Source organism: Streptomyces sp. YIM 121038 (genome assembly GCF_006088715.1).
Classification (GTDB): Bacteria; Actinomycetota; Actinomycetes; order Streptomycetales; family Streptomycetaceae; genus Streptomyces.
The window spans coordinates 8,646,971-8,672,225 of sequence record NZ_CP030771.1 but is presented as its reverse complement, the minus strand read 5'-3'; the positions used below and the strand labels follow the sequence as shown (position 1 = coordinate 8,672,225).

Annotated in this window: 13 protein-coding genes; 9 read left to right on the top strand and 4 right to left on the bottom strand. The window is 74.2% G+C overall.

Annotated elements, in window-relative coordinates:
* The first annotated feature begins 231 nt into the window (after positions 1-231).
* The 5 genes from C9F11_RS36190 (at position 232) to C9F11_RS36170 (ending at position 16,055) form a co-directional block, all read left to right on the top strand.
* Positions 232-4,191, top strand: coding sequence for an amino acid adenylation domain-containing protein (locus tag C9F11_RS36190; RefSeq protein ID WP_346347415.1), 3,960 nt, complete (start codon positions 232-234; stop codon positions 4,189-4,191).
* Positions 4,188-13,349 carry a non-ribosomal peptide synthetase gene (locus C9F11_RS36185; RefSeq protein ID WP_138963689.1) on the top strand — a complete coding sequence of 3,054 codons (9,162 nt, stop codon included), beginning with the start codon at positions 4,188-4,190 and terminating at the stop codon, positions 13,347-13,349. The genes C9F11_RS36190 and C9F11_RS36185 overlap by 4 nt, the downstream gene beginning before the upstream one ends.
* A gap of 30 nt (positions 13,350-13,379) precedes the next feature.
* Entirely contained in the window at positions 13,380-14,438 is a 1,059-nt protein-coding gene (locus tag C9F11_RS36180; protein WP_138963687.1) for a GSCFA domain-containing protein, read from the top strand.
* Complete coding sequence (locus C9F11_RS36175; protein WP_171075950.1) at positions 14,404-15,108, top strand: hypothetical protein; 705 nt, start codon at positions 14,404-14,406, stop codon at positions 15,106-15,108. The genes C9F11_RS36180 and C9F11_RS36175 overlap by 35 nt, the downstream gene beginning before the upstream one ends.
* A 74-nt stretch (positions 15,109-15,182) precedes the next feature.
* On the top strand, positions 15,183-16,055 hold the full coding sequence (locus C9F11_RS36170) for a TauD/TfdA family dioxygenase (RefSeq protein ID WP_138963685.1): 873 nt from the start codon (positions 15,183-15,185) through the stop codon (positions 16,053-16,055).
* A 128-nt stretch (positions 16,056-16,183) separates the two neighbouring features.
* Here the strand turns inward: C9F11_RS36170 and C9F11_RS36165 are convergent, their stop codons facing one another.
* The 4 genes from C9F11_RS36165 to C9F11_RS36150 form a co-directional block, all read right to left on the bottom strand.
* Positions 16,184-17,020, bottom strand: a complete 837-nt coding sequence (locus tag C9F11_RS36165) for a SpcZ (RefSeq protein ID WP_138963683.1) — start codon at positions 17,018-17,020, stop codon at positions 16,184-16,186.
* Positions 17,021-17,148: 128 nt separating this feature from the next.
* Positions 17,149-18,021 carry a phosphotransferase gene (locus C9F11_RS36160; protein ID WP_249402026.1) on the bottom strand — a complete coding sequence of 291 codons (873 nt, stop codon included), beginning with the start codon at positions 18,019-18,021 and terminating at the stop codon, positions 17,149-17,151.
* A gap of 129 nt (positions 18,022-18,150) precedes the next feature.
* Positions 18,151-19,449 carry an MFS transporter gene (locus C9F11_RS36155; RefSeq protein WP_138963679.1) on the bottom strand — a complete coding sequence of 433 codons (1,299 nt, stop codon included), beginning with the start codon at positions 19,447-19,449 and terminating at the stop codon, positions 18,151-18,153.
* On the bottom strand, positions 19,442-20,239 hold the full coding sequence (locus C9F11_RS36150) for an inositol monophosphatase family protein (protein ID WP_138963677.1): 798 nt from the start codon (positions 20,237-20,239) through the stop codon (positions 19,442-19,444). The genes C9F11_RS36155 and C9F11_RS36150 overlap by 8 nt, the downstream gene beginning before the upstream one ends.
* 375 nt (positions 20,240-20,614) lie before the next feature.
* Between C9F11_RS36150 and C9F11_RS36145 the strand changes: the two genes are divergently transcribed.
* The 4 genes from C9F11_RS36145 (at position 20,615) to C9F11_RS36130 (ending at position 25,237) form a co-directional block, all read left to right on the top strand.
* The gene (locus C9F11_RS36145; protein ID WP_138963675.1) at positions 20,615-21,739 is read left to right on the top strand and encodes a Gfo/Idh/MocA family oxidoreductase; all 1,125 of its coding nucleotides are present in this window, start codon (positions 20,615-20,617) and stop codon (positions 21,737-21,739) included.
* Between the two features lie 105 nt (positions 21,740-21,844).
* A complete protein-coding gene (locus tag C9F11_RS36140) occupies positions 21,845-23,176 on the top strand; it encodes an aspartate aminotransferase family protein (RefSeq protein ID WP_171075949.1) in 1,332 nt (443 codons plus the stop codon).
* 66 nt (positions 23,177-23,242) lie between these two features.
* Positions 23,243-24,037 carry a TIM barrel protein gene (locus C9F11_RS36135; RefSeq protein WP_138963671.1) on the top strand — a complete coding sequence of 265 codons (795 nt, stop codon included), beginning with the start codon at positions 23,243-23,245 and terminating at the stop codon, positions 24,035-24,037.
* Between the two features lie 9 nt (positions 24,038-24,046).
* Entirely contained in the window at positions 24,047-25,237 is a 1,191-nt protein-coding gene (locus tag C9F11_RS36130) for an extracellular solute-binding protein (protein ID WP_138963669.1), read from the top strand.
* Positions 25,238-25,255: the final 18 nt, after the last annotated feature.

Here is a 25,255-nt window from a genome sequence, read left to right as displayed (position 1 = left end):
GAGGTATCCAGGCCGCACAGCAGGTCAGACGGTACGTCGGACCGCACGGCAACGAATTCGCTTACGACCAGCGCCCCTTGGGCCCAAAAGCCCGACGCATTATGGATCCGATTGCAAATTCGGAACTGCCGGGATACTCGGACGACCTCGCTGAGTAATAGCTCCGCACCTTTCCGTCACCACTCCCCTCACCACCGTGAATAAGCCACCCGCAGAGTGGAAGAGTTAGCTTTGTCCGCGATCAGCGACGTCCCCCTTTCCGTGACCCTCCCGACCGCGGACCGCGCCGCCCCCTTGGCGGCGTCCTCCGCGCAGCAACGGCTGTGGTTCCTGTCGCAAATGCCGGGCGCGAGCGAGGCGCACCACACTCCCACGGCGGTGGAGCTGCGGGGCGCCCTGGACCGGGCGGCGCTGAGCCGGGCCCTGGACGCGCTCGTCGCCCGCCACGAGGTGCTGCGCACGCGCTTCGTGGCCGTCGGGGGCGCGGCGGTGCAGCAGATCGACCCGCCCGGCGGGGGCCTGCCCCTGACGGCCGACGACCTGACCGGCAGGGCCGACGCCGAGGCCGAACTCGCGCGCCTGCGGCGGGAGGAGGCCGCGGCCCCGTTCGACCTGGCGCACGGCCCCCTGCTCCGCGGCCGCCTGGTGACGCTCGGCGCCGACCGGCACGTCCTGATGCTCACGGTGCACCACATCGTGGCCGACGGCTGGTCCCTCGGCGTCCTGACCCGGGAGGCCGGCGCCCTGTACGCGGCCTTCCGCGAGGGCGCGCCCGACCCGCTGCCGCCGCTGCCGGTGCAGTACGCCGACTACGCCGCCTGGCAGCGGCAGTGGCTGGCCGACCCGGCGCCCGACGGGGCCGCGGCCCGGCAGAGCGCCTACTGGCGCCAGGCCCTCGCGGACGCCCCGGCGCTCCTGGAGCTGCCCACCGACCGGCCGCGCCCGGCCGAGCAGGACTACCGCGGCGGACAGGTGCGGCTCGACGTCGACGCGGAGCTGACGGCCGCGCTCAAGGAGGCCGGCGGCGACGCGACGCTGTCCACGACGGTCCTGGCCGCGTGGTCCCTGGTGCTCGCGCGCGCCGCGGGCCAGTCCGACGTGGTGATCGGCGTGCCCGCCGCCCACCGGAGCCGCCCCGAACTCGAAGGGCTCATCGGCCCCTTCGCCCACGCCCTGGCGCTGCGGATCGCGGTGTCCGACGACCTGACGGTGGGCGGGCTCATCGAGCGCGTCGGCGCGGCAACGTTGTCAGCACAGCGCCACCAGGATCTGCCCTTCGAGCAGGTCGTCGAGGCCGTCAAGCCCGCGCGCAGCCTCGCGCACACCCCGCTGTTCCAGGTCCTCTTCGCCTGGCGGGACGGCGCCGAGGAGGGCAGGTGGGCGCTGCCGGACCTCGACGCGACGCCGCTCGCGACGCCGCTCCCGGTCGCCGGGTTCGACCTCACCCTGACCCTGGCGGAGGAGGACGGCGGGCTCACGGGCACGCTGGACTACGCCACCGCCCTGTTCGACGCCGAGACGGCCGAGCGGTACGTCCGTCAGCTGCGGCACGTCCTCCAGCAGCTGGCCGCCGGGCCCGGCACGCCGGTCGCCGAGCTGACCGTGCTCGACGAGGACGCCCGCCGCCAGGTGCTCGTGGACTTCAACGACACCGCCGCCGCGGGCTCGCCCGCCGGTCTGGTGGAGCGCTTCGAGGCCCAGGTGCGGGAGCGGCCCGGCCAGACGGCCGTGGTCCACGGGGGCGACGCGCTCGACTACGCCACCCTGGAGCGGCGTGCCAACCGGCTCGCCCACGCCCTGATCGCGCGCGGCATCGGCACCGACCGCGTCGTCGGTCTGCACACGCATCTGTCGGTGGACCTGCTCGTGGGCATCCTGGGCGTACTGAAGGCGGGCGGCGCGTATCTGCCGCTCGACCCGGCGCTGCCCGCCGAGCGGCTCACGGGCATGGTGGCGGACGCCGGTGCCCTGCTCGTCCTGAGCAACGACGCCGCGCCGCCGGACGACGCCTGGCTGCCGCTCACCGCCGTCGAGGCCGAGGGGGCGCGGGACGACGCGCCCGGCCGCGGCTTCCGCCCGGACGACCTGGCGTACGTCATCTACACCTCCGGCTCCACCGGCCGCCCCAAGGGCGTGGCCGCGACGCACCGGGGCATCCTCAACCTCCTGGACTACTGGCTGGGGCAGTTCGACGCGACGCCGGGCGAGGCCTCGGCGATGTGGCCGAGCTTCGCCTTCGACGCCTCGGTGCAGGAGCTGCTGCTCCCGCTCACCTCGGGCGGCGTCCTCCAGCTGGTGCCGAAGGAGGTGCGCGACGACCCCGAGGCGCTCATCGCCTGGATGCGTGAGCACCGCATCATGGACGTGCTCCTTCCGCCCGCCTACGTCAAGTGGATCTGCGAGGCGCCCGAGGAGCGTCTCGGGGGCCTGTCCCTGCGCTGCATCCGCACCGGCCTCGAACCCCTGCCCGAGGACAGCCTGCACCGCATGACCGAGGCCCTGCCGGGCCTGCACGTCCTCAACGGCTACGGCCCGACCGAGACCGCCCTGTACTGCACCGCGTACCTCACGTCCCGGGACCTGGAGCGCCAGGCCCCGATCGGCCCGCCCGTGGCCAACACCCGTACGTACGTGCTCGACGAGCGGCTCAGGCCGGTGCCGGTCGGCGTGGTGGGCGAGCTGTACATCGCGGGGGCGGGCATGGCGCGCGGCTATCTGGGCCGCCCCGGCCTGACCTCCGAGCGGTTCGTGGCCGACCCGTTCGTGCCCGGCGCGCGCATGTACCGCAGCGGCGACCTGGCCCGCTGGCTGCCCGACGGCGACCTCCTGTACGCGGGCCGCCGCGACCACCAGGTCAAGCTGCGCGGCTTCCGCATCGAGCTGGGCGAGATCGAGGCGACGCTGCTCGACCAGCCCGGCGTGTCCGAGGCGGCGGTCATCGCCGACCGCGACGGCGCGGGCGAGCCGCAGCTGGTGGCCGCCGTCGGCGTGGGCGAGACCGCGCCGCGCCCGGCCGCCGAGTGGCGCGCGGCCCTGGCACGACGGCTTCCGGCCCATATGATCCCGGGCGTCTTCGTCGAGGTGCCGCGGCTTCCGCAGACCCAGAACGGCAAGCTCGACCGCGCGGCGCTCCTGGAGCGGGCCCGCGCCGACCGGCCCGCCCAGGTCAATCTGGCGAGCCCGCGCGACCACATAGAACTGACGCTGTATCAGATATGGCGGCGCCTGCTGCTGCAGCCGGACATCGGCATCCGCGACAGCTTCTTCGACATCGGCGGCACCTCCGTCTCCGCCATCAAGCTCGTGCACGCCGTCCGCGAGGCCTTCGGCGAGACCCTGTCGGTCCGCGACGTCATGCTGCACCCGACCATCGAGGAGATGGGCGGACGGCTGCGCCGGGGCGCCTCGGGGGCGCCGCCGAGCAACCTCCTGCGGTTCCGCGCGGGCGACGGCGCCGCGCACGTCGTCTGCGTCCACCCGGCGGGCGGCACCGCCTTCTGCTACCTCTCGCTGGCCAAGGCCCTGCCGGAGCACATCGGCGTCCACGGCGTCCAGTCCCCCGGTGTGAACCCCGGGGAGTCCTTCCTGCCCACGGTCGAGGCCATGGCCGAGGCCTATCTGAAGCTCATCGAGCCGCTGTCGGGCGGGCCGCTGATCCTCACCGGTCTGTCCTACGGCGGTCTCGTGGCCCACGAGATGGGCCGCCTCCTCGCCGCCGCGGGCCACGAGGACGTCAGCGTGGTGCTGCTCGACGCCCAGGGCGCGGGCAACGCGGAGCGGAGCGCCGACATCGCCACCGTCGACATGGCCGAGTTCCGCGACAAGCTGGTGAAGTTCAACGGCATGTACCCGGGCATCGACGACCGGCAGATCGAGCAGTACTTCCACATCTACAACCACAACCGCACCACCGCGGTCGCCTACGCCCCGCGGCCGACCGCGGCCCGCACCGTCTTCCTCCAGGCGGTCGAGGGCGCGACGGACGACTTCCTCGCGGACGTGCGCGACTTCTGGCGGGAGCGCGCCGACGGCGACTTCGAGGTGGAGTCGATCGCCTGCGACCACTGGGGCATGCTGGAGTCCGCCGAGATCCTCCGGGTCGCCGCGCGGATCGAGTCGGAACTGGCCCGCTTCGCCGGGTCCGGTCAGCCGCGGCTCGCCGAGTCCGCTCCGGCGCGGGAGGCGGAATGACCATCGCCGCACCGGTGCCGTCCCCGGCCCCCGCGCTCGCCCGGTCGGTGCTCGACCGGGCCCGCCGCCACCCCGACGCCGTCGCGGTCGTCGAAGGGGAGCGGTCCCACACCTACGGCGAGCTCGACACGGCGAGTGCCGCCGTCGCCGCCGCGCTGCGCCACCACGGCGTACACCCGGGCCAGGCGGTCGCGGTCTGTCTGCCGCGCTCCTGGGAGCTGGTCTGCGCCATGCTCGGCGCGCTGCGCGCGGGCGCGGTGGTCGTACCGCTCGACGCCCAGAGCCCGCCCGAGCGGCGCCGCCACATCCTGACCGACTCGGGATGCGTGGCGGTGGTCCACGGCGGCGCGGCACCCGACGCGCTGCCCGACGGCGTGCGGCCGCTGCCGGTGGCCGCGCTGCTCGACGGCGGCCAGGACGCGCCGGACGCGCTCGCGCCCGCCGCGCCGGTGTCGTTCGTCTTCTACACCTCCGGCACCACCGGGCAGCCCAAGGGCGTCGAGGTCCGCGACGCGGGCGTCCTGCGCCTGGCCGGGCCCGGCTATGTCGAGACCCACGAGGGCGCCGGCTTCGCCTGCATGTCCAACCCCGCCTTCGACGCGATCAGCTTCGAGGTGTGGGTGCCGCTGCTCACCGGCGGCCGCTGCGTGATCCTCGGTGACGCCACGGTCCAGGACCCCGAGGTCCTCGCGTCCGCCCTGGAACGGCTGCGCGTCGACATCGTGTTCATCACGGTGGCGCTGTTCAACGCCGTCGTGGACAAGGTGCCGCACTGCTTCTCCTCCGTCGGCCAGCTCCTGACCGGCGGCGAGCAGCTCAACGCCCGGCTGATCCGCCGCTGGTACCGCGACAACGCCGACAGCGGCACCCGCCTGCACAACGTGTACGGCCCGACCGAGGCCACCACGTTCGCACTGTGCCACCCCATCCCGCGTGACTTCGACGGCGACGTGGTGCCGATCGGGCGCGCCCTGCCGGGCACCGGAACCCTGCTCGTGGCGGCCGACGGCAGCCGGGCCGCCGCCCCCGGCGAGGTGGCCGAGCTGTATCTCTCGGGCGAGGCGCTCGCCGCGGGCTACCGCAACCTGCCCGAGGAGACCGGGCGCCGCTTCGTCACGCTGCCCTGGCACGAGGACGGATCCACGCGCCACTACCGCACCGGCGACCTGGTGCGCCTGGACGCCGACGGCCACATCGCGTACGTGGAGCGCGCCGACCGCCAGGTCAAGGTCCGCGGCTTCCGCGTCGAACCGGGCGAGCTGGAGCGGCAGATCGTGGCGCACCCGGCGGTGCGCCAGGCCTACGTGTGCACCCGCCGCGACGCGAACGGCGTCAACGAACTCCTCGCCTATCTGGTCCTCGGCGCCGACCTCGCGTACGACGACTTCGACGCGCACCTGGCGGCGAGCCTGCCCGCGTACATGCGCCCGCACCGCGCCTACCTGGTGGACTCGCTGCCGCTCAACGCGAACGGCAAGGTCGACAAGGCGGCGCTGCTGCGGCGCGCCGACGCGCCCTGGCGGCGGGCCGACGAGCCCGGTGCGGCCGAGGCCGTCACCGCCCTGGAGCGCGAGGTGCTCGACCTGGCGGGCGAGGTCCTCGGCCTCACGGGCCTGCGCCCGGCCGACCGCTGGATCGCCTGCGGCGGCGACTCCCTGAAGGCGCTGCGGCTGCGCTTCGAGGCGCGCCGCCGCTGGGGCTGCGAACTGCCCCAGGCCCTGGTCCTGCACGGGGACTTCGCCGAGCTGGCCGCCGCCGTCGAGGCGGGGAGCTCGGACGGCACCGGCGGCTCGCCCTACCCGGCGGCACCCGCCCCGGCCGGTGCGCGCTCCGCCCCCGCGACCTCCGAGCAGCAGCGGCTGTGGCTGCTCCACCAGCGCGACCCCGCGTCGCGGGCGTACCACGTCCCGATGGTCTTCCGCGTGGACGGCGACGTCGACACCGAGGCGCTGCGGCGCGCGCTGCGGCGTCTCGTCGAGCGCCATCCGGCGCTGCGCACCGCCTTCGAGGCCACGCCCGAGGGGGTGCGGCAGGTGGTGGGCGAGCCCTACGACCCGTGGGCCGAGCCCGACGCGCGGGCGCCGCGCGACGAGGACGGCCGCCGCGCCTTCACCGAGCGGTTCCTCGCCGCCCCCTTCGACCTGGCGCTGCCCCGGCTGTTCCGAGCCTGCTGGCTGCCCCGGCCCGGCGGCGGCGAACTGCTGCTGCTCCTGCACCACATCGCGGTCGACGGCTGGTCCCTCAACGTGCTCTTCCGGGAGCTCTCGGCCGACTACGCGCACGACGGCGCGGGCCCGGCCCCACAGCCGCCGCCCGCGCCGACGCCGCTGGACTACGCCGCCTGGCAGAGCGAGTGGTTCTCCCGCGACGCCTACCGGGCGCTGCGCGCCGAACTGCGCGCGCACCACGCCGAGTCGGCCGACGCCGCGCCGGACAGCGCGCCGCTGGAGCCGGTCCGCGCGGGCGAGCGCGCGGGGCTGCTGCACACCACGCTCGACGCGGACCGCCGCGCCGCGCTCGACCGGTGCTGCGCCGAGCTCGGCCTCACCCGCTTCCAGCTCCTGCTCGGGGTGTACGCCTGGAGCCTGTACGGGGTGACGGGCCGCGCCCGGCCCCGGATCGCGGGGCCCGTGGCCAACCGGCCGGTGCAGGACTTCGAGGCGAGCGTCGGCATGTTCGCCAACACCGTGCTCCTGCCCCTGGACCTGTCCCCCGGCGAGCTGCTCCGCACCCAGCTGCTCCAGCACGGCGCCGCGGCGCGCGCGGTCCTCGACCGGCAGGACGTGACCCTGGCCGACGCCCTGGCGGACCGGGGCGCGGGCGCGGGCGACGCGCCGTTCGACTTCCTCTTCGTCCTGGAGAACACGGACTTCGACGCGTTCGCGCTGCCCGGCTGCGCGACCCGCCCCGAATGGCCGGTCCCGGACCGGGCGAAGTGCCCGCTGACCCTGTCGGTCATCGAACGCGGCACCGGCTTCGACTGCCTGTGGGAGTACGACGCGGGCCATTTCGACGCCGCCCAGGTCGCGGCCCTCGACGAGCTGTTCCGGCGCGCCCTGGACCGGCTCGCCGACGGCGCCGACACCACCCTGGCCGAGCTGGTCGCGCCCTACCGCCGCGCCCTGCCCGAGCCGGGCCGCTCCGTCGCCCCCGACCTGCCCTTCACCACCGTCGCCGAGGGCTTCGCCCAGCAGGCGCGGCGCACGCCCGACGCCCCGGCGCTCGCCACCGAGGGGCGCACGGTGACGTACGCCGAACTCGACGCGCACGCCGCCGCGCTCGCGGCCGAGCTGAGCGAGCGGCACCCGGTGCCGCCGCGGGACCGGTGCCAGGTCGCGCTGTACTTCCAGCCGTCGGTCGAGCACGTGGTGGCGCTCCTGGCGCTCGCCCGGCTCAACCTGACCGCGGTGCCGCTCGACCCGACGTACCCGCCGGGGCTGCTGCGGCAGATCCTGGAGCAGGTGGAGCCGCTGTGCGTGCTGCTCTCCCCCGGCGACGAGGCGGCGCTCGCCGCGCTCGCCCCGGACGGACTGCCGCGCCACGAGGTCACCCTGGGCCCGGCGGCCGCGGGCGCGGCGGTGCAGTCGCCGCCGCACGACGGCGCGCGCCCGCTCTACACCCTGTTCACCTCCGGCTCCACCGGCACCCCCAAGGGCGTCCAGGTGCCCGACCGGACGCTGGCCAACCTGCTCCAGTGGCAGCGCACGTCCGGCGGCCTCACGGCGCCCGCCGCCACCCAGCAGTTCTCCATGCTGTCGTTCGACGTCTCCTTCCAGGAGATCTACAGCACGCTGTGCGGCGGCGGCACCCTGCACCTGGTGCGGCCCGCCTGGCGCCAGGACGCGCCCGCGCTCCTGGACCAGCTCGAATCCGCGGGAATCGAGCGGCTCTTCCTGCCGTACGTGGCGCTCCAGGTCCTCGCCGAGCACGCGGTGCGGCTCGGCCGCTTCCCCGCGCGCCTCCGCGAAGTGATCACGGCGGGCGAGCAGTTGCTGTGCACCGACGCGATCCGCGCCTGGTTCGCCGGACTGCCGGGCGCGCGCCTGTTCAACCACTACGGGCCGAGCGAGACGCACGTGGTGAGCGCCCTGTGCCTGGAGGGCGACCCGGCCGACTGGCCGGAGCGCCCGGCGATCGGCGTGCCCGTGGCAGGCTCCTGGCTGCGGGTGGTCGACGAGGCCGGCGAGCCGGTGCCGCCGGGCTGCCCCGGCCGGCTGCTCATCGGCGGACCGATGGTGACCCCCTGCTACCTCGACTCCCCGGCCCTGAACGCGGAGCGCTTCGTCGAGCTGCCCGGGCTCGGCACTTTCTACCGCAGCGGCGACGTGGCCCGCTTCGACCACGACGGCCTGCTGCACTATCTGGGCCGCGACGACCAGCAGATCAAGCTGAGCGGCCACCGGCTCGAACTGGGGCAGGTCGAGGCGGCGCTCCTGCGCCACCCCGACGTCGCCAACGCGGTCGTGGCCCGGGACGAGGACGCCCGGCTCGTGGCGTGCCTGGAGTGCCCCGGGAACGTCCCGTCGCCGGAGGACCTGGCGCGCCATCTGGCGCCGCTGCTCCCGGCGTACGTCCGCATCGACCGCTTCCGGCGGCTCGCACGCCTTCCGCTCGCGCCGAGCGGCAAGCTGGACCGCCGCGGGGTGCTGACCGCGCCCGGTGAGGAGCTGCGGCCGCGGGGCGGGGCCGCTCCGGTCCTCTCGGCGCGCGAGGCCCGGCTCACCGAGCTGTTCGAGGCGGTGCTCGGCCGTCCCGTCGGGCCCGAGCAGCGCTTCTTCGACGCCGGGGCCACCAGCCTCGACCTGATGCGCTTCCATCTGCGCTGCGGCGCCGAGCCGGGCCTCGACTTCACCATCCCCGACCTGTTCGAGCACGTGACGATCCGGAGCCTGGCCCGCTTCCTGGACCAGGGAGCGGCCGAGGCGGACGCGAGCACCGCGCCCGCGCGCGGCGTGTCCGGGCCGGAGGGCCTGGCCGACGAGCCGATCGCCGTGATCGGCATGGCCGTGCGGCTGCCCGGCGCCGACGACCTGGCGGCGTTCTGGGACCTGGTGCGGTCCGGGGGCCGCGGCATGGAGCACTTCGAGGCCGCCGAAGGCCTGGTCGGCGCCCGCAGCCAGATGTCCGGTCTCCTGGGCTTCGACCCGGAGCACTTCGGCCTCAGCCGCCAGGAGGCGCGGCTGATGGACCCGCAGCAGCGCCATCTCCTGATGAGCTCCGTCCAGGCCCTGGCCCACGCCGGGATCGCGGACCCTGCGGGGCGGCGCGTCGGCATCGTCGCCGGGTGCGGCGAGAACACGTACCACCAGTCCCTGATGCGCGAGGCCGACCCCGAGCGGCTGCCCGACAGCTTCCAGATGGCCCTCCACCAGGAGAAGGACTTCCTCACCACCAAGGTCGCCTACCACCTCGACCTGACGGGGCCGGCCTTCACCGTGCAGGCGGCGTGCGCCAGTTCGCTGGTGGCCGTGCACGTGGCGGCCGGGCTGCTGCGCCAGGGCGACGCCGACGTGATGCTGGCGGGCGGCGTGCTCGTCGACACGCTCCTCACCGACGGCTACCGCTACCGCCCGCAGCACATCTTCTCCAAGGACGGCCACTGCCGGCCGTTCAGCGACGACGCCAGCGGCACCATCGGCGCCAGCGGCGTCGGCGTGGTCGTGCTCAAGCCGCTGCGGCTCGCACGGCGCGACGGGGACACCGTGTACGCGGTGATCACCGGTTCGGCGCTCAACAACGACGGCTCGGGCAAGCTGAGTTACAGCGCGCCCTCGCTGCCGGGCCAGCGCGAGGTGATCCGCTCGGCGCTGCGCCGCAGCGGCCGCACCAGCGCCGACCTCGGCTATGTCGAGGCGCACGGCACCGGCACCCAGCTCGGCGACCCGGTCGAGGTCGGCGCGCTGCGCCAGGCCTTCGCCCTGGACGGGTCCGACCGGTGCGCCCTGACGTCGGTGAAGAGCCAGATCGGCCATCTGGGCGCCGCCGCGGGCGTGGTCGGCCTGGTGCGGGCCGCGCTCGCGGTGCACCACGGGGTGATCCCGCCCAACGTCGACTTCCACCAGCTCAACCCGAAGCTCGGCCCCGACATCGCGCCCTTCTACGTGCCGACGCGGGAGCTGCCCTGGCCCGAGGACAGACCCCGGGTCGCGGCGGTGAGCAGCTTCGGCATCGGCGGCACGAACGCGCACCTGGTCCTCGAGGCCGCCGACGCGCACGAGGCCGCCGACGCCCACCCCGCCGTCCCCTGCCTGGTGCTCTCCAGCAGCAGCGCGGAGGGCCTGCGCGCCGACGCCGCCCTCGTCGCCTCCTATCTGGAGGCGCGGCCCGAGGCGTACGCGCAGGTGCTGCGCCACCTCCAGGCGGGCCGCGTGCCGCGCCGCCGGCGGGCCGCGGCCGTGTGCGCCGACGCCGCCGCGGCGGTCGCCTGGCTGCGCACGGTGTCCGAGGCCGAGGTGAGCGCCGAGGCCACCGCGGACGACGAGCCGTACCGCGCCGAGGGCCGCACGGCCGCCGAGCTCGCCGAGGCCTGGCTGGCAGGGCGGGCCGTGCGCTGGCCCGAGGGCCCCGCCCCGGCGCCGTGGGACTTCCCGCCGCCGGTCTTCCGCCTCACCCCGTACGCCTTCGAGCGCGCCGCCGCGCCCCGCGAGTCGGTCGCGGAGCCGCAGCGGCTGCCCGAGGCCGACTGGCTGCACCAGCCGCACTGGGTGCGCCTCGCCCGCGCCGCCCGCACCAGCGGCCCCGCCGCGTCCGGCCTCCTCGTGGTCATGACGACCGGGCCGCTGCCCGCCGAGGCGCTGCGCGTCTTCGAGGCGGCGTACGAGCGGGTCGTGCGGGTCGACGCGGCCGCCGCCTTCGCCCGTGTCGCCGAGGACGTGTACGAGGTGGACCCCGCCGACGCGAACTCGCTGCGGGAGCTGTTCGCCGCCCTGGGCGACGCGACCGACGCCGGGGTCGACTGGCTGCACGCGCTGCCGCTCGCCGTCGAGGGACCGGTCGGCGGGGCGAGCCTGGAGCGCGCCCGGTGGGCCTGTCTGGACACTCCGGCCGCGCTCGTCCAGGCGGCCGGTCCGCTCCGGCTGCGGCCCTGGTGGCTGTCGTACGGCGCCCAGCCCGTCGTGGGTGACGTGGACCGGCCCGAGCTGGGGCTCCTCGCGGGCGCCGGTGAGGTCGTGCCGCAGGAGTCCGGCGTCGACGGCCGCTGGCTCGACCTGCCCGGCGCCGCGCCCGCCGACTGGGCGCGCGCCGTCGCGGGCCTGCTGACCGGCGCGGACGCCACGGCCGACCTGCCGCGGCGGCTCGCGCTGCGGCAGGGCTACTGGTGGCGCCAGGCGCTGCTCCCGGTGCCCGCGCCCGCGCTCGCGGCGCCCTCCGCCCTGTCCGTGACGCCGGGCGGCACCTATGTGGTCCTCGGTGGCACGGGCGGCATCGGCTGTGCCCTCGCGGCCACGCTGCTCACCCACGCCGACTGCCGCGTGGTGCTGCTGTCGCGGAGCGGACGCCTGCCCGCCGACCTGGCGCAGTGGGCGGACCGGGTGGACCTGGTCGCGGCGGACCTGGCCGAGGACACGGCCGACGACGTCCTGGCCCGGATCGAGCGGCACACCGGCCGGGTCGACGGCGTGGTGCACGCCGCCGGTGCGGCGGGCGGCGGTCTGATCGCCCGCCGCGACGGCGCCGCGACGCGGTGGGTGACGGCGGCCAAGCTGGGCGGCGCGCTGCTCGTGGAGCGCCTGATCGAGCGGCACCGGCCGGACTTCGCCGTGTACTGCTCGTCCATGGCGGCCCTGTTCGGCGGCATCGGCCAGTTCGACTACGCCGCGTCCGCGGGCCTCCTCGACGGCTTCGCCCGGTTCCGGTCCGGCGCGGACGAGGCCACGCTGCGCATCGGCATCGACTGGGACATCTGGAGCGAGGTCGGCATGGCGCGCGACGCGCTGCGCTCGGACGCCCGGCACCAGGCCCACCTCGCGTTCGGCCTCGCGGTCAAGGAGGGCCAGCGGCTCTTCGAGCGGGCGCTGCACCTCCAGCTGCCGCAGCTCCTCGTCTCCACGACGGACATCGAGCGGGTGCGGGACTTCTACGCGCCGCCGGACGACGCGCCCCTGGCCGTACGCCGGGACGCGCCGCCCCTGGCGGAGCGGGACGCGGCGGCGGGCGCAGGAGGCGACGCCGGTGAACTCGCCGGGTGGCTCCGGGACGCGCTCGGCCTCGACGAGCTCGACCCGGACGCCTCGCTGTACGACCACGGCGCGGACTCGCTCACGCTCATCGACCTGATCGCCGAGGTGGACGAGCGGTTCGGCGTCGACATCGAGCTGTCCCGGCTCAGCCACCGGGTGAGCCTCAACGAGGTGCTCACCCACCTCGGCGAGGTCGCGCCCGCCCCCGCGGAGCCGGTCGCCCTGGAAGTCTGGCAGGAGGGCACGGGCCGCGAGGTGGTGTGCCTGGTGCACCCGGTCGGCGGCGACATCCAGGCGTACCGCGCGCTGGTGTCGGCCCTCGACCCCCGCCTCACGGTCTGTCTGATCGCCGACCCGGCGCTCCGTGCCGGCGACCCGCCCTCCTGGTCCCTCGCCGAGCGGGCCCGCCAGTACCACGCGGCGCTCCAGGCGCGCTTCCCGCACGGCACGTGGCGGTGGCGGCTCGCGGGCTGGTCCTTCGGCGCCTGGGTGGCCCAGGCCATGGCCGCCGAGGCGGAGGCGGCCGGGCGCCCGGCCGCCGGGCTCTATCTGCTCGACCCGCCGCCGCCGGACGCCGGGCCGCACTTCCGGGCGTACGACGACACGCGCCTGGAGGCGGTCTTCGCGCACGAGCTGAACCAGGGCGGCGGCGCCGGGCGGGCGAGCGCCGGGGCGACGGCCTACGCGGAGCGCCTCGCGCGCTGCTGCCGGGCCAACATCGCGGGCATGGCGGACCACGAGCCGCCCGTGCTCGCGGCGACACCCGCCTGGCTGTGGCTCGCGACGCGGCCGGTGGCGGGGCTGCCCGCGCTCGGCGCGCCCGAGCGTCAACAGCGGCTGTGGCAGGAGCGGTTGCCCGCCCTGCGGGAGTGCCACCCGCTCGACACCACGCACTACGACATCGTCCGGGCACCTCGGGTACGGGCCGTGGCCGACACCGTCAACGCCACGTCGGCACCGGTCCCCGGGGCCTGCTGACACCGCCCGACGCACCATCGAAGGACCCTCATGAACCCCTATCAATCGCTGCCGCCGCGCTCCTTCTGGCGCACCGCCGTGGCCGAGCCTGACCCGCGTGACATCGCGGAGCTGTGGACGCCCAAGTTCACGGTCGGGCAGGACGACGTGATCCTCACCGCCGGGTCGTGCTTCGCCCGGCACATCGGCCGCGCCCTGCTGGAGCGCGGCATGAACTGGCGCGACGCCGAACCGGCCCCGCCGGGCCTGACCGCGGCCGAGCGCGAGGCCCGCCAGTACGGCGCGTTCTCGTTCCGCACGGGCAACATCTACACCGCCGCCACGCTGCGGCAGTGGCTGTCGTGGGCGTTCGGCGAGAGCGCGCCGCCCGCGGAGGTGTGGCAGGACGAGGGCCGCTTCTTCGACCCCTTCCGCCCGTCCGTGGAGCCCGCGGGCCACGCCTCGCCCGAGGAGGTGGCGCGGGCGCGCGAGCACACCCTGGCGGCGATCCGGGGCGCGGTCGCCGAGGCGAGCTGCCTCGTCTTCACGCTCGGCCTGACGGAGGCGTGGCTGGACCGCGTCGACGGCACGGTCCACCCGGTCTGCCCGGGCACCGTGCGCGGCACCTACGACGCGGAGCGGCACGCCTTCCACAACTTCACCTTCGCCGAGGTGTACCGGGACCTGTCCGCGGCCGTCGAGCTCGCCCGGTCCGCCAACCCGGGGCTGCGGGTGCTCCTGACCGTGTCCCCGGTCCCGCTGACGGCGACCGCGACGGGCGGTCACGCACTCACCGCCACCACGTACTCCAAGTCCGTCCTGCGCGCGGTGGCCGGGCAGCTCGCGCAGGAGCTCGACCACGTCGACTACTTCCCCTCGTACGAGATCGTGACCGGCGCGCCGTTCCGTGCCGGGTTCTTCGAGCCGAACCTGCGCACGGTGACGCCGGAGGGCGTCGCCTTCGTCATGGGCCGGTTCTTCGACGGCCTCACCGGGGCCGTCGAAGAACCGGCCGGGCAGCGGCGACCCGCCGACCGCCCCACCACCCCGAACGCCGGAGAGGACTTCTGGTGCGATGACGCCGTACTCGACTACTACAACTCCCACTGACACGGCCACGGCCCGCTTCCTGCTGCTCGGCGACTCGCACGCGGGGGTGATCGGCCGTGCGGCCAAGGCCGCGGGCATCGCCTTCAGCGGCGGTCCCGTGGGCGCGGGGCGCGAGTTCAACGCGGAGTTCTTCGACCGCCGCGGGAACGACGTCGCCTTCCGCAAGCCCGAGACCGACGCGCTCTACCGGGGCTTCCTGAAGGAGATCGGCGTCGACGGGCTCGACGAGCTCACCGTGCCGCTGGTGTGCACGTTCGGCTTCAGCGCGCACTTCGTCGCGACGACGGCGAACTGGGACGTCTACCGCGTCGGCGGCGCGTTCGTCCCGGGCTTCCTGGAGAGCGGCCTCTTCGACGACCTCGTCCGCGCCACGGTCCGCGACGCCCTCGCGTTCTACGGCCACGCCCGTGACCTGGGGCTCCGCGTCGTCTCCGTGATGCCGCCGCAGCGGGTGCCCGGCATGTCCGACCCGGTGGTCTTCATGGCGGCCCAGGACGTCGTGCGCCGCGCGCTCCTGGAACTCGGCGTCGAGGTCGTGGACCTGCGCGCCCGCGTCACCGACGGGGCGGGCGTCCAGCGCCCGGAGTTCAGCGAGGCCACCGACGCGATCCACGGCAGCCTCGCCTTCGGCCGCCTGATCCTGGCGGAGCTGCTCGACCTCGGCCTCTGAGCCGCCGCACGGCCGCACCGCGCGGGCCGGCACCGGCCCCGCCCACCCATCCGATCCGCAGGAGGAACACCACCATGGAACAGTTCGCGCTCGACGCCATCGAAGCCATCACCACCCGGCCGCCCGAGGTCTACGACCACATCACGGTCGACGCGCTGACCCCGGTGATCGGCGCCGAGGTGTCCGGACTCGACCTGTCCAAGGAGCTCACCGAGGAGCAGGCCGCCGAGGTCAAGCGGGCGTTCCTGCGCCACCACGTCCTCGTCTTCCGCGACCAGGAGATCGACGGCGAGCAGCACAAGCGCTTCGCCCAGCACTTCGGCGAGCTGCACCCGGTGGCGCTCGCCCCCGAGGGCTCCGACCCGCACATCCTGGAGATCAGCGCCGACGCGGAGTCGCGGAACGTCGCCGGGCACGGCTGGCACGCCGACGGCACCGCCGACCTGCGGCCGTCGCTCGGCTCGATGCTGTACGTCACGCGCACCCCGGAGGTCGGCAGCGGCGGCGACACCATGTTCGCCAACATGCACCTCGCCTACGAGATGCTGTCGCCCGCGATGAAGGCGCTCCTGGACCCGATGACCGCCGTGCACAACGGCCTGCTCGCCTGGGAGGGCGCCACCCCGCCGCCCGAGTACGACGTGCCGGTGAACACGCACCCCGTGGTGGCCCGCCACCCCGACACCGGCCGCAAGCTGCTCTTCGTCAACCAAATCTACGTCTCGCACATCGAGCAGCTCTCCAAGGGCGAGAGCCGGGCGATCATCGACATGATCGTCAAGCAGATCACCAACACCGCGCTGCTGAGCTGCCGCGTCCGCTGGACCCCGAACACGCTGGTGTTCTGGGACAACCGCTGTGTGCAGCACCACGCGATCTGGGACTACTTCCCGTACTCGCGCTACGCCCAGCGCGTCGCCATCGCGGGTCACCGGCCCACGGCCTGACACCCGAAGGGAGGGGGCGGAGGCCACCGCGGCCTGCGCCCCCTCGCCGGTTCCTCACGGGCACGTACGGGCCCGTACGCGTCTATGTGCTTGCGCGTCCTTATGTGCGCTTACACGTCCCTACTTCGTCACGCGTCCTCGCGGGCTCGGCCCGCGGCGCGGTCCAGGGCGGCGCCGAGCCCGTCCGCGAGCCGCGCGCACGCCGCCCGGTACCGCTCCTCGCGTCCGGTCCGCTCCGCGCGCTCCGCGTCGGCGAGCGCGTAGGCGTGGACGTACGCGAACGGATACGCCCGGGCGAACGCCTGCCCGTCGGCCCCGGCGAAGGCGGCGGCCAGCGCCCGGGTGTTCGCCAGGGCGTTGGCGTCGGCGTAGGAGCGGGCGTTGGCGTCGGTGTTGAGCTTCGCGTACATGGCGGCGAACTCGGCGGCCTTCTCCTCGCCGTAGTCGTTGTCCATCGCGTACTCGCGGGCGTTGACGGAGGCCGTGGCGTAGGCGTCGGCGTACGCGTAGGCGTAGCCGTAGACCTGGGTGAGGGCGGGGCCGAGCGCCTCGGTCCACTCCTGCCGCGTCGGCCGCTCCCCGGCCAGGGCCCGCTCGTGCAGGCGGCGTACGGACTCCAGGGCCGCTCCGTCGCCGCCGCGCCGGGCGCTCACCTCGGCCAGGAGCGGCGCCACGGCGCGGGCGTGCCAGTCGTGGACGACGGCGAAGGGCACCGGTCCTTCGAGGCGGCCGAGGGCGGTGTGCACGCTCCGCGCCCAGTGCCGCGCCGTCCGGTCGTCCTGGCCGTGGAACAGGGCGGCGGCCAGCTGGGCCGGCCACGACGGCGGCTCGGCTCCGGAGCCGTCCGGGGCCGCCGAGTGCTCCGGGCCGGTGGGGCCGGCCGCGAGCCGGGCCACGAACCGCTCGAACGCCTCCGTCGTCTCCGCCGCCTCCGCCGGTTCCGGGGCGCCCGGTGTGCGACTCATCTGCCTGTCTCCTGTCTCGTCCGTCCCCACGGCTCGGTCACCGGCCGTCCGTACACCCTCTCATGGGGTCTGACCAGCGGCGCGGCCGGTGAAGTCGGGGCGGGCGCGGGGAGGGTGCGGCCGTGGGGTCAGCCGCTCGTCGCCGCCGCCAGGTGCTCCAGGGTGTCCGTGAAGCCCTTCCACGCGGACTCGGTGTCCTCCGTACGCTGGTGTTCGCCGCGGAACCACTCCACGAACTCGGCCACGTCCAGGAGGCTCCACCGCAGCCGGTAGAGCGCGAGGGCGTCCGGGTCCGGGGTGCGCCCGGTCAGCTCGGTGTAGCGGGCGAGGGCCGCGGGGTCGTCCGAGAGCAGGGAGAGGTCGCGCTCGGGCAGGGCGAGGCCCACCGTGTCCCAGTCGACCAGGAGATAGCCCTCCTCGCCGCGGATGAGGTTGCCCGGATGCGGCTCGCCGTGGGTGACGACCAGCGGCGCGCCCCGGCCCCGCACCCGCGCGACGAGCGTCTCGAAGGCGGCCAGGCGCTCGCGGAGCGTCGCCTCGTGCGCGCGAAGGAGCTTTCGCGCGGGCTCGGCGAACGGCCCGCCCGACCAGGGCCCTTCCGACGCGTCGAGGGCCGCGAGGACGCCGTCGAGGCCGGGGGGCTCCACCGCGGCGGGCGGCGTGGTGTCCGGCGGCGTCCGGCCGTGCAGCTCCGCGAGCAGGTCGAGCACCTGGTCCCGCTCGGCCTCGGACAGGCGCTGCCCGAACTCCCCCGCGCGGCCCGGGACGTGCGGGAACACCGTGAGGGCGTACCGGGCGTCCAGGGGCAGGACCGGACCGCCGTCGGCGGCGGCCACCGGCGCCACGACGAAGCGCAGTCCGTCGCGCTCCCGGAGGGTGAGTGCCGTGTCCATGGCCTGGCGGAGGCCCTTGAGCGCGGCCACCGCGCCCTGCCCGCAGTGCTCCTTGTGCTCCAGGTCGGAGACGGTGGCGAACCACGGCCGGCCGTCGTCGTCGGTCACCGTCCAGTGGTAGTCCCCGAATCCCACCGGGGCATAGGTGACCCGCGACGGAGACACCCCGAACCCCCGCAAAGCTTCCCATAGACGTGTTTCATCAAACTTTTCAGGAAGATTCTGCATTGCTCCACGCTAGCAACTGGAGGGCGCGGTGGGGAAGTTGACGTCGAAGTCCCGGGTCCGGCGCAGCGGGGAGCAGAGCAGCAGCGGCGCCACGGCGAGCAGCGCGGCCGCGAGGGTCCACAGCGCGGGGCGGACGCCGAGGTGCGTGGCGAGGGCGCCGCCCGCGAGGGCTCCCAGGGGCGCGGCACCCCACACCGCGCAGCGGAAGATCGCCGACACCCGGCTGAGCATGCCCGGCGGGCACACCCGCTGCCGGTAGGTGACTTGGAGGATGTTGAAGACGGTGACGCCGACGCTGATGGCGATGTGGGCGAGGGCGAAGAGCAGCACCCGCCAGTCGTCCTGGGCCAGCGGCGCGAGCAGCAGGAAGGGGGCGGCCACGGGCACCGCGAGGACCACGGTGCGGGCGTCGCCGAAGCGCCGGGCGAGGCGCGGCGTCAGCCAGGCCCCGGCGAGCGCGCCCACCGCGCCCGAGGCGAGCAGCACGCCCACGAGCCCCGGCGAGATGCCGACGACCTTGCTGAGGAACACCACGTCCAGCGCGAAGGCGGCGGAGAAGACGAGGTTGTTGAGGCCCGCGGAGAGCGCGATCATGCGCAGGACCGGCTGGCGGCGCACGAAGCGCAGGCCCTCCCAGGTCTGGCGGGCCAGGCCGTGCGCGAGCGCGGGCGGCTCGGGCTCGGGCACCTTGATGCGCCACAGCAGCACCGCCGAGACGGCCGAGCCGATGGCGTTCGCCGCGAGCGCCCAGTACGCGCCGAGCCACTGCACGGAGAGCCCGCCGAGCCCGGGGCCGCCCAACTCCGCGCCCGAACGCACCAGTTGGAGCGTGCTGTTGCCCTGGACGAGCTGCTCGTCACGCACCAGGCGCGGCAGATAGCTGTGGTCGGCGATGTCGCCGAACAGCTGCGCGCAGCCGAGCAGCAGCGCCACCGCGTAGACCATCGGCAGGGACAGCGCGTCGGCCGCCCAGGCGAGCGGCAGCGACGCGAGGGCCAGACAGCGGACCAGGTCGGCGCCGATCATGACGCGGCGCGGGCGCGCCCGCTCGACCAGGGCGCCCGCGGGCAGCCCGAGCACCAAGTAGGCGGAGAAGTAGGCGGTTTCGATCAGGGCCGTCTGCCAGGCCGAGGCGTCCAGGGCCAGGACCGCGGTCAGCGGCAGGACGACGAGCGTCGCCGCCGCCCCGGTCTCGTTGAGCACGTGGGAGCCGACGAGCAGCCGGAACCCGTGCCGCACGGCCCGCTCGGCACCCGGGTCCGGTGCCGTCAGCACGCCGGAGGCCGGGGACTCCACCGGGTCAGGCATGGCCCACCAGGGCGCGCAGCGCGTGCGCCACCTTCGGGGCGGACGCGATCGTCATCGCGTCGCCGGGCGGCTCCCCGGCCGCGCCGCCGCCGACCCAGGCCCCGGCCTCCTCGGCGATCAGCACTCCGGCCGCGCGGTCCCACAGGCGCGTACCGGATTCGTAGTACGCGCCCAGGCGGCCCGCCGCCACCCAGCACAGGTCGAGGGCGGCGGAGCCGCTGCTGCGGATGTCCCGGACGTGGCGCACCACCTGGGCGGCGAGGGCCGCCTGCCGGGCCCGCGCCGCCGGGTCGCTGCTGAACCCCGTGGAGACCAGGGCCTGTTCGAGCCGGTCGGGGCCGGACACGGTCAGCGCCCTGCCGTCGCGGGCGGCGCCCCGGCCGCGGACCGCGGTGAACGTCTCGCGGCGGGACGGGTCGTGCACGACGCCCACCTCGGTGCGGCCGTCGCGCTCGGCGGCGACGGACACGACGAACGCCGGATATCCGCTGACGAAGTTCGCGGTGCCGTCCAGGGGGTCGATCACCCAGCGCACCCCGGAGCGGCCCGGGCGTTCGCCGCCCTCCTCCCCCAGGATGCCGTCGTCAGGACGGGCCGCGGTGAGGACCTCGACGACGCGCTCCTCGCTCGCGCGGTCGAAGGCGGTCACCAGGTCCGTGGCGGACGACTTGGTCCGCACTTCGGGCGGTCCCGACGCGGCCCCCTCCAACAGCAGGTCACCGGCCGTCCGCGCGGCCCTGACGGCGAGTTCGAGTAAAGCGGCACCGCCCTCGGCATGTGCCAAAGACATGGGTAACCCCCTTGTGGTGTACACGCGACTATGTAAAGGTAACACCAAGTCGTTCCAAGGGTGTGAGCCGTGCCGGGTACTTCTCGGCACGCAGGAACTCGCCTGCCGTGTACGTGCCTTGGTGCCGTCCCAAGCACGGGGGATTTGAGTCAGTTTCGTTTAGCCGAACGATGTCCGGGCACAGAGGAGACCTTTGTGGAATTCCGCCCAGCAGCATCGGTGACGTAAGCAAGCAGACGTCATCACCTCTTTCCCTCCGGGCGCCGTGCGCCGTTGGGTTCACCCCTTTCCGGGACAGCAGGTGCGGCCCTTTCGTGCTGCCCTGTTTCCCTGCTCCACCGCTCCCCTCCACTCCTGTCGAGAGAAGTTGGTGCCGTGCAGAAAGAACGTGTCCGCGTGGGCGTCATCGGTTGCGGAACCGTCGCCCAGATCATGCATCTGCCCTATCTGCGGAGCCTCTCCGACCAGTTCGAGATCACCGCGCTCAGCGACCTCTCCCCCGGCCTCCTCGACGCCCTCGGCGAGCGGTACGGGGTGCCGCCCGAGCGCCGCTTCACGGATCACCGCGCACTCCTGGACACCGACGTGGACGCCGTCCTCGTGCTCAGCGGCGGCAGCCACGCGCCGCAGGTCCTCGCCGCCGTCGAGGCGGGCAAGCACGTCCTGGTGGAGAAGCCGCTGTGCTTCACGCTCCGCGAGGCCGACGAGATCGAGGCGGCCGCCGACCGGGCCGGAGTGCGTCTCATGGTCGCCTACATGAAGCGCTACGACCCCGGCTTCCTGTATGGGAAACAGCTGGTCAGCGCCATTGAAGAGCCGCGGTACGCGCAGATCAACACCCTGCACCCCAGCGAGGACCAGTACATCTCCATGCACGGCGTGCGCCGCTTCGACGACGTGCCGCGCCCGGTCGCCGAGCGGGCTCACCGGGCCCAGGAGGAGCTGCTCGACGAGGCGGTCGGCCCGGTCTCCGACGCCCTGCGCTTCGTCTACCACGACGTGTTCCTGGGCAGCATGGTGCACGACGTCAACGCGCTGCGGGCCCTGGTGGGAGAGCCGGACGGCGTGCTGTTCACGGACATCTGGCCGCGGGACTCCCGCTATCCGTCCGTGACGACGGTGCTGTCCCATCCGAACGGCCTGCGCACCAGCTACACCTGGACCTATCTGGACGACGTCCGCGACTACTTCGAAGAGATCGCGGTGCTTTCCCCGGCCCAGCGGGTGCGCATTCAGTTCCCCTCGCCTTTCCTCAAGCACTGGCCGACTCCCGTCGTCGCCCAGCACATGGAGGACGGCGCACTCGTGGAAAGACGGATCCAGGTCTCGTACGACGAGGCGTTCCGCGAGGAACTGCGGGCCTTCCATTCCTGTGTCGTGGACGGCACACCGCCGCTCACCGATGTGCGGGACGCCCGGGAGGACATCGCCGTCCTCCAGCGCGTCTTCGCCCGGTGTGCGCCCGAAGGGCTCGGCGGCGAAGCGGGCAAGAGCCGCTGAGGCGCGGCCCGAAACCAGTCGCGCTGAACTTCAAGGGAATGTAAAGAGATAGCGCGAGAGGCAATGCGCAGCGGACGCAAACGTGGCAGAAAGGCCCAAGGAAGCATGAGTCCCACCGCCATGCCCGCGTCGTCGACCCACCACACCATCGCACTCGAGCGGAGCCACCGGCTGCCGGGCGGACAGTCCATGACGGACCTGTCCGGTCTCGTCGTGGACCGCGCGCGCAACGCCGAGGTGTGGGACAAGGACGGCAAGCGGTACATCGACTTCTTCACCGGCGTCGGCGTGTGCAACATCGGCCACGCCCACCCCAGGTTCCTGGCCGAGGTCGGGGAGCAGCTGAGCGCGTGCGCCGTCGGCACGTTCTACACCGACGCGCGCTCCCGCTACTACGAGCTGCTCGCCGCCCAACTCCCGGAGCGGCTCGGCAAGATACACATGTTCTCGACGGGCAGCGAGGCGGTCGAGGCCGCCGTGAAGCTCGCCCGCGCCGCCACCGGCAAGCACGAGGTCGTCAGCTTCTGGGGCGGCTTCCACGGCAAGACCCAGGGGGCCCTGAGCCTGCACGGCGGGCCCCGCAAACACCGCTCCGGGCCGTTCCCGCCGGGCTCCCACCAGGTGCCGTACGCCTACTGCTACCGCTGCCCGCTCCAGCTGGAGCACAGCACCTGCGGCCAGGCGTGCGTGGACCTCGCCGAGCAGTCCATCGAGAACGGCTCCGTCGGGGACATCGCCGCGATCATCGTGGAGCCGGTGCAGGGCACGAACGGCAACATCATCCCGCCCGCCGGATATCTGCGGGCCGTGCGCCGCCTCGCGGACCGGCACGGGGCCCTGCTGATCCTGGACGAGGTCATCACCGGCTTCGGCAGGACGGGTGCGCTGTTCGCCTTCGAGCACGACCCCGAGGTCCGTCCGGACGTCGTCGTGCTCGGCAAGGCGATGGCGTCGGGCGTCCCCGCCAGCGCCGTCGTCAGCCGCTCGGAGCTGGTCGAGGGCACCTCCTTCGGCCAGCCGAGCGCGGCCGCGTCCACCTTCGGCGGCAACCCGCTGGCCAGCGCCGCCGCCCTGGCCACCCTGGGGATCCTGCTCGACGAGGGCCTGCCCGGACGGGCCCGCGCGCTCGGGGAGAAGGTGGCGCGCCGCCTCGCCTCCTGGACCGAGGAGTTCCCGTTCGTGGGCAACGCGGCGAACGTGGGCCTCATGGTCGGCGTGGAGCTCGTCGAGCCCGGCACCCGGCGGCCGCTGCCCAAGGACGTCACCCGCCGGATCTTCCAGGACCTCCTCGCCGAGGGCGTCCTGGCCATGGCGTACGACAGCCGGATCCGGATCTATCCCCCGCTGAGCATCCCGGAGGACCACCTCGACGAGGGGCTCGCGGCCTTCGAGTCGGTCTTCCGGTCGATGCGGTCACTCCGGTCGACGCAGCAGTGACACAGCAATGACGCAGCAGCGCATGCAGCAACGGACGCATCAACGGACGCAGAAGTGAGGAGCGCCATGGAACTCGGGTGCGTGGTGCGCGGTGCCCCGGAGGCCGAGCAGGCCGCCCGGCTGCCGCTGGACTACCTGGAGATCAAAGGAGACATGCTGTGTGTCGAAGGCGATGAGTTCACCGCCCTGTGCGCCCGCCTGGACGCGGTGGGCCTGCCCTTCAAGGCCATGACGTCCCCACTGCCGCGCCGCTACGGATGCCGGGTCGTGGGCCCGGAGGCCGATCACACGGCGGCCCTGGAGGTGTTCGGCGACCTGTGCGGCCGGGGCGCGGCGCTCGGCGTGCGCACGGTCGTGCTCGGCAGCGGGCAGGCGCGCGGCATCCCGCCCGGCTTCTCCGCCGACCGGGGCCTGCGGCAGTTCAGGGAGTTCCTGGCCCGGGCGCACCAGGAGTGCGACCGGCGCGGCATGACGCTCGCCCTCGAACCCCTGAACCGTACGGAGACCAACTTCGTGAACTCCTGCGCCGAGGCGCGGGAGGTCGTCGACGGCCTCACCGGGGCGGACGTGCGGATCACCACCGACTGCTTCCACATCCTGAGCGAGCAGCTGCCCATCGCCGAGGAGGTGGCCGCCGCGGGTCCGGCCATCGGGCACGCGCACACCTCGTCCGTGCCGCGCGGCAGCGGTGACTTCCACGAAGGCGCGCAGAAGGAGTTCGTGACGGCCCTGCTCGCCGCGGGGCACCGGGGCGGACTCACCATCGAGGACGAGTTCGGCGACTTCGGGCGCGAGGCGGCCGCCGCGGTCGACGTCTTCCGCCGCGTCCTCGCCGCCGCGTCCGGTCCGTCCCCGGCCTGAGGAGTCCGTATGCCCCTGAGCTTCCTCACCGACCACACCTCCCCCCTCATGCGCGGCTTCGCGGACGAGGTCGTCGCCCGCTGGAACGAGCGGCGGCCCGATTGCCCGGTGGACCTGGCCGTCCAGGACCACGAGGAGCTGCGCGCCCTGCTGCACGCCGGGCTCACCGGCGAGCGCCCGCCGGACGTCATGACCTGGTTCGCGGGCAACCGCATGCGCGCCCTGGTGGACCAGGGGCTGATGCTCGACATCTCCGCGATGTGGCGGGCGGAGGGCTTCGCCGATGTGTACCTGCCGAGGTTCAACTCCATGACGGGCGGCATGGGCCCGTCGTGCTTCCTGCCGACCTCGCACTACTGGTGGGCGGTGTACTACCGCCCCTCGGTCTTCGCCGAGCTCGGCATCCGCACGCCGGTCGAGACGTGGCAGGACCTCACGGACGCCTGCGCCGTGCTGCGCCGCGCCGGCCTCACCCCGTTCTCCCTCGGGGCCCGGCACCGCTGCCCGGCCGCCGCCTGGTTCGACTACCTCGACATGCGGCTGAACGGGCCCGCGTTCCACCAGGACCTGATGGCGCTGCGCGTGCCGTACACCGACGCGCGCGTGACCAAGGTGTTCGCCTTCTGGCAGCGCCTCGTCGAGAGCGGCTGGTTCCTCGGCGACCCGGCGGCGTACGACGAGGAGGAGGCCGTCGCCGCGGTGCTGCGCGGTGAGGCGGGCATGACGCTCGTGGGCGCCTACGCGACCGACGAGTACACCCCGCCCGGCGAGCCGGACATCGACTTCTTCCGCTTCCCCCTGATCGATCCTGGCCTGCCCGTCGGCGAGGACACCCCGGTCGACGGGTACTTCGTGACCGGGACCAGCGAGGCGCCCGTCGAGGCCACCGCGTTCCTCGCCCACCTCGGGTCGCGCGAGGTGCAGCAGCTGACGATCGAGCGGCTCACCACGCTGCCCACCCGCACCGACGTCGACGTGGCCCGGGGCGGGCGGCACGTCACCAAGGGCATGGAGATCGTCCGGGGCGCCGACCACCTGGGGCAGTTCTACGACCTCGACACCACCTGGGAGCTCTCGGACACCGGCATGGCGGCGTTCGTGTCCTTCCTGCGGGAGCCGTCGCGCGCGAAGGAGCTCCTTCAGGAGGTGGAGGCGGCCCGCAGGGAGCTCCTCGCGGCCCCGTCCGCGGCACGGGCCTGACCGCTCAACCGCTCTTCC

Coding starts and splice junctions, on each gene's coding strand:
- C9F11_RS36185 (WP_138963689.1), top strand. CDS start 4,188: ATGACCATCGCCGCACCGGTGCCGTCCCCGGCCCCCGCGCTCGCCCGG.
- C9F11_RS36180 (WP_138963687.1), top strand. CDS start 13,380: ATGAACCCCTATCAATCGCTGCCGCCGCGCTCCTTCTGGCGCACCGCC.
- C9F11_RS36175 (WP_171075950.1), top strand. CDS start 14,404: ATGACGCCGTACTCGACTACTACAACTCCCACTGACACGGCCACGGCC.
- C9F11_RS36170 (WP_138963685.1), top strand. CDS start 15,183: ATGGAACAGTTCGCGCTCGACGCCATCGAAGCCATCACCACCCGGCCG.
- C9F11_RS36165 (WP_138963683.1), bottom strand. CDS start 17,020: ATGAGTCGCACACCGGGCGCCCCGGAACCGGCGGAGGCGGCGGAGACG.
- C9F11_RS36155 (WP_138963679.1), bottom strand. CDS start 19,449: ATGCCTGACCCGGTGGAGTCCCCGGCCTCCGGCGTGCTGACGGCACCG.
- C9F11_RS36150 (WP_138963677.1), bottom strand. CDS start 20,239: ATGTCTTTGGCACATGCCGAGGGCGGTGCCGCTTTACTCGAACTCGCC.
- C9F11_RS36140 (WP_171075949.1), top strand. CDS start 21,845: ATGAGTCCCACCGCCATGCCCGCGTCGTCGACCCACCACACCATCGCA.
- C9F11_RS36135 (WP_138963671.1), top strand. CDS start 23,243: ATGGAACTCGGGTGCGTGGTGCGCGGTGCCCCGGAGGCCGAGCAGGCC.
- C9F11_RS36130 (WP_138963669.1), top strand. CDS start 24,047: ATGCCCCTGAGCTTCCTCACCGACCACACCTCCCCCCTCATGCGCGGC.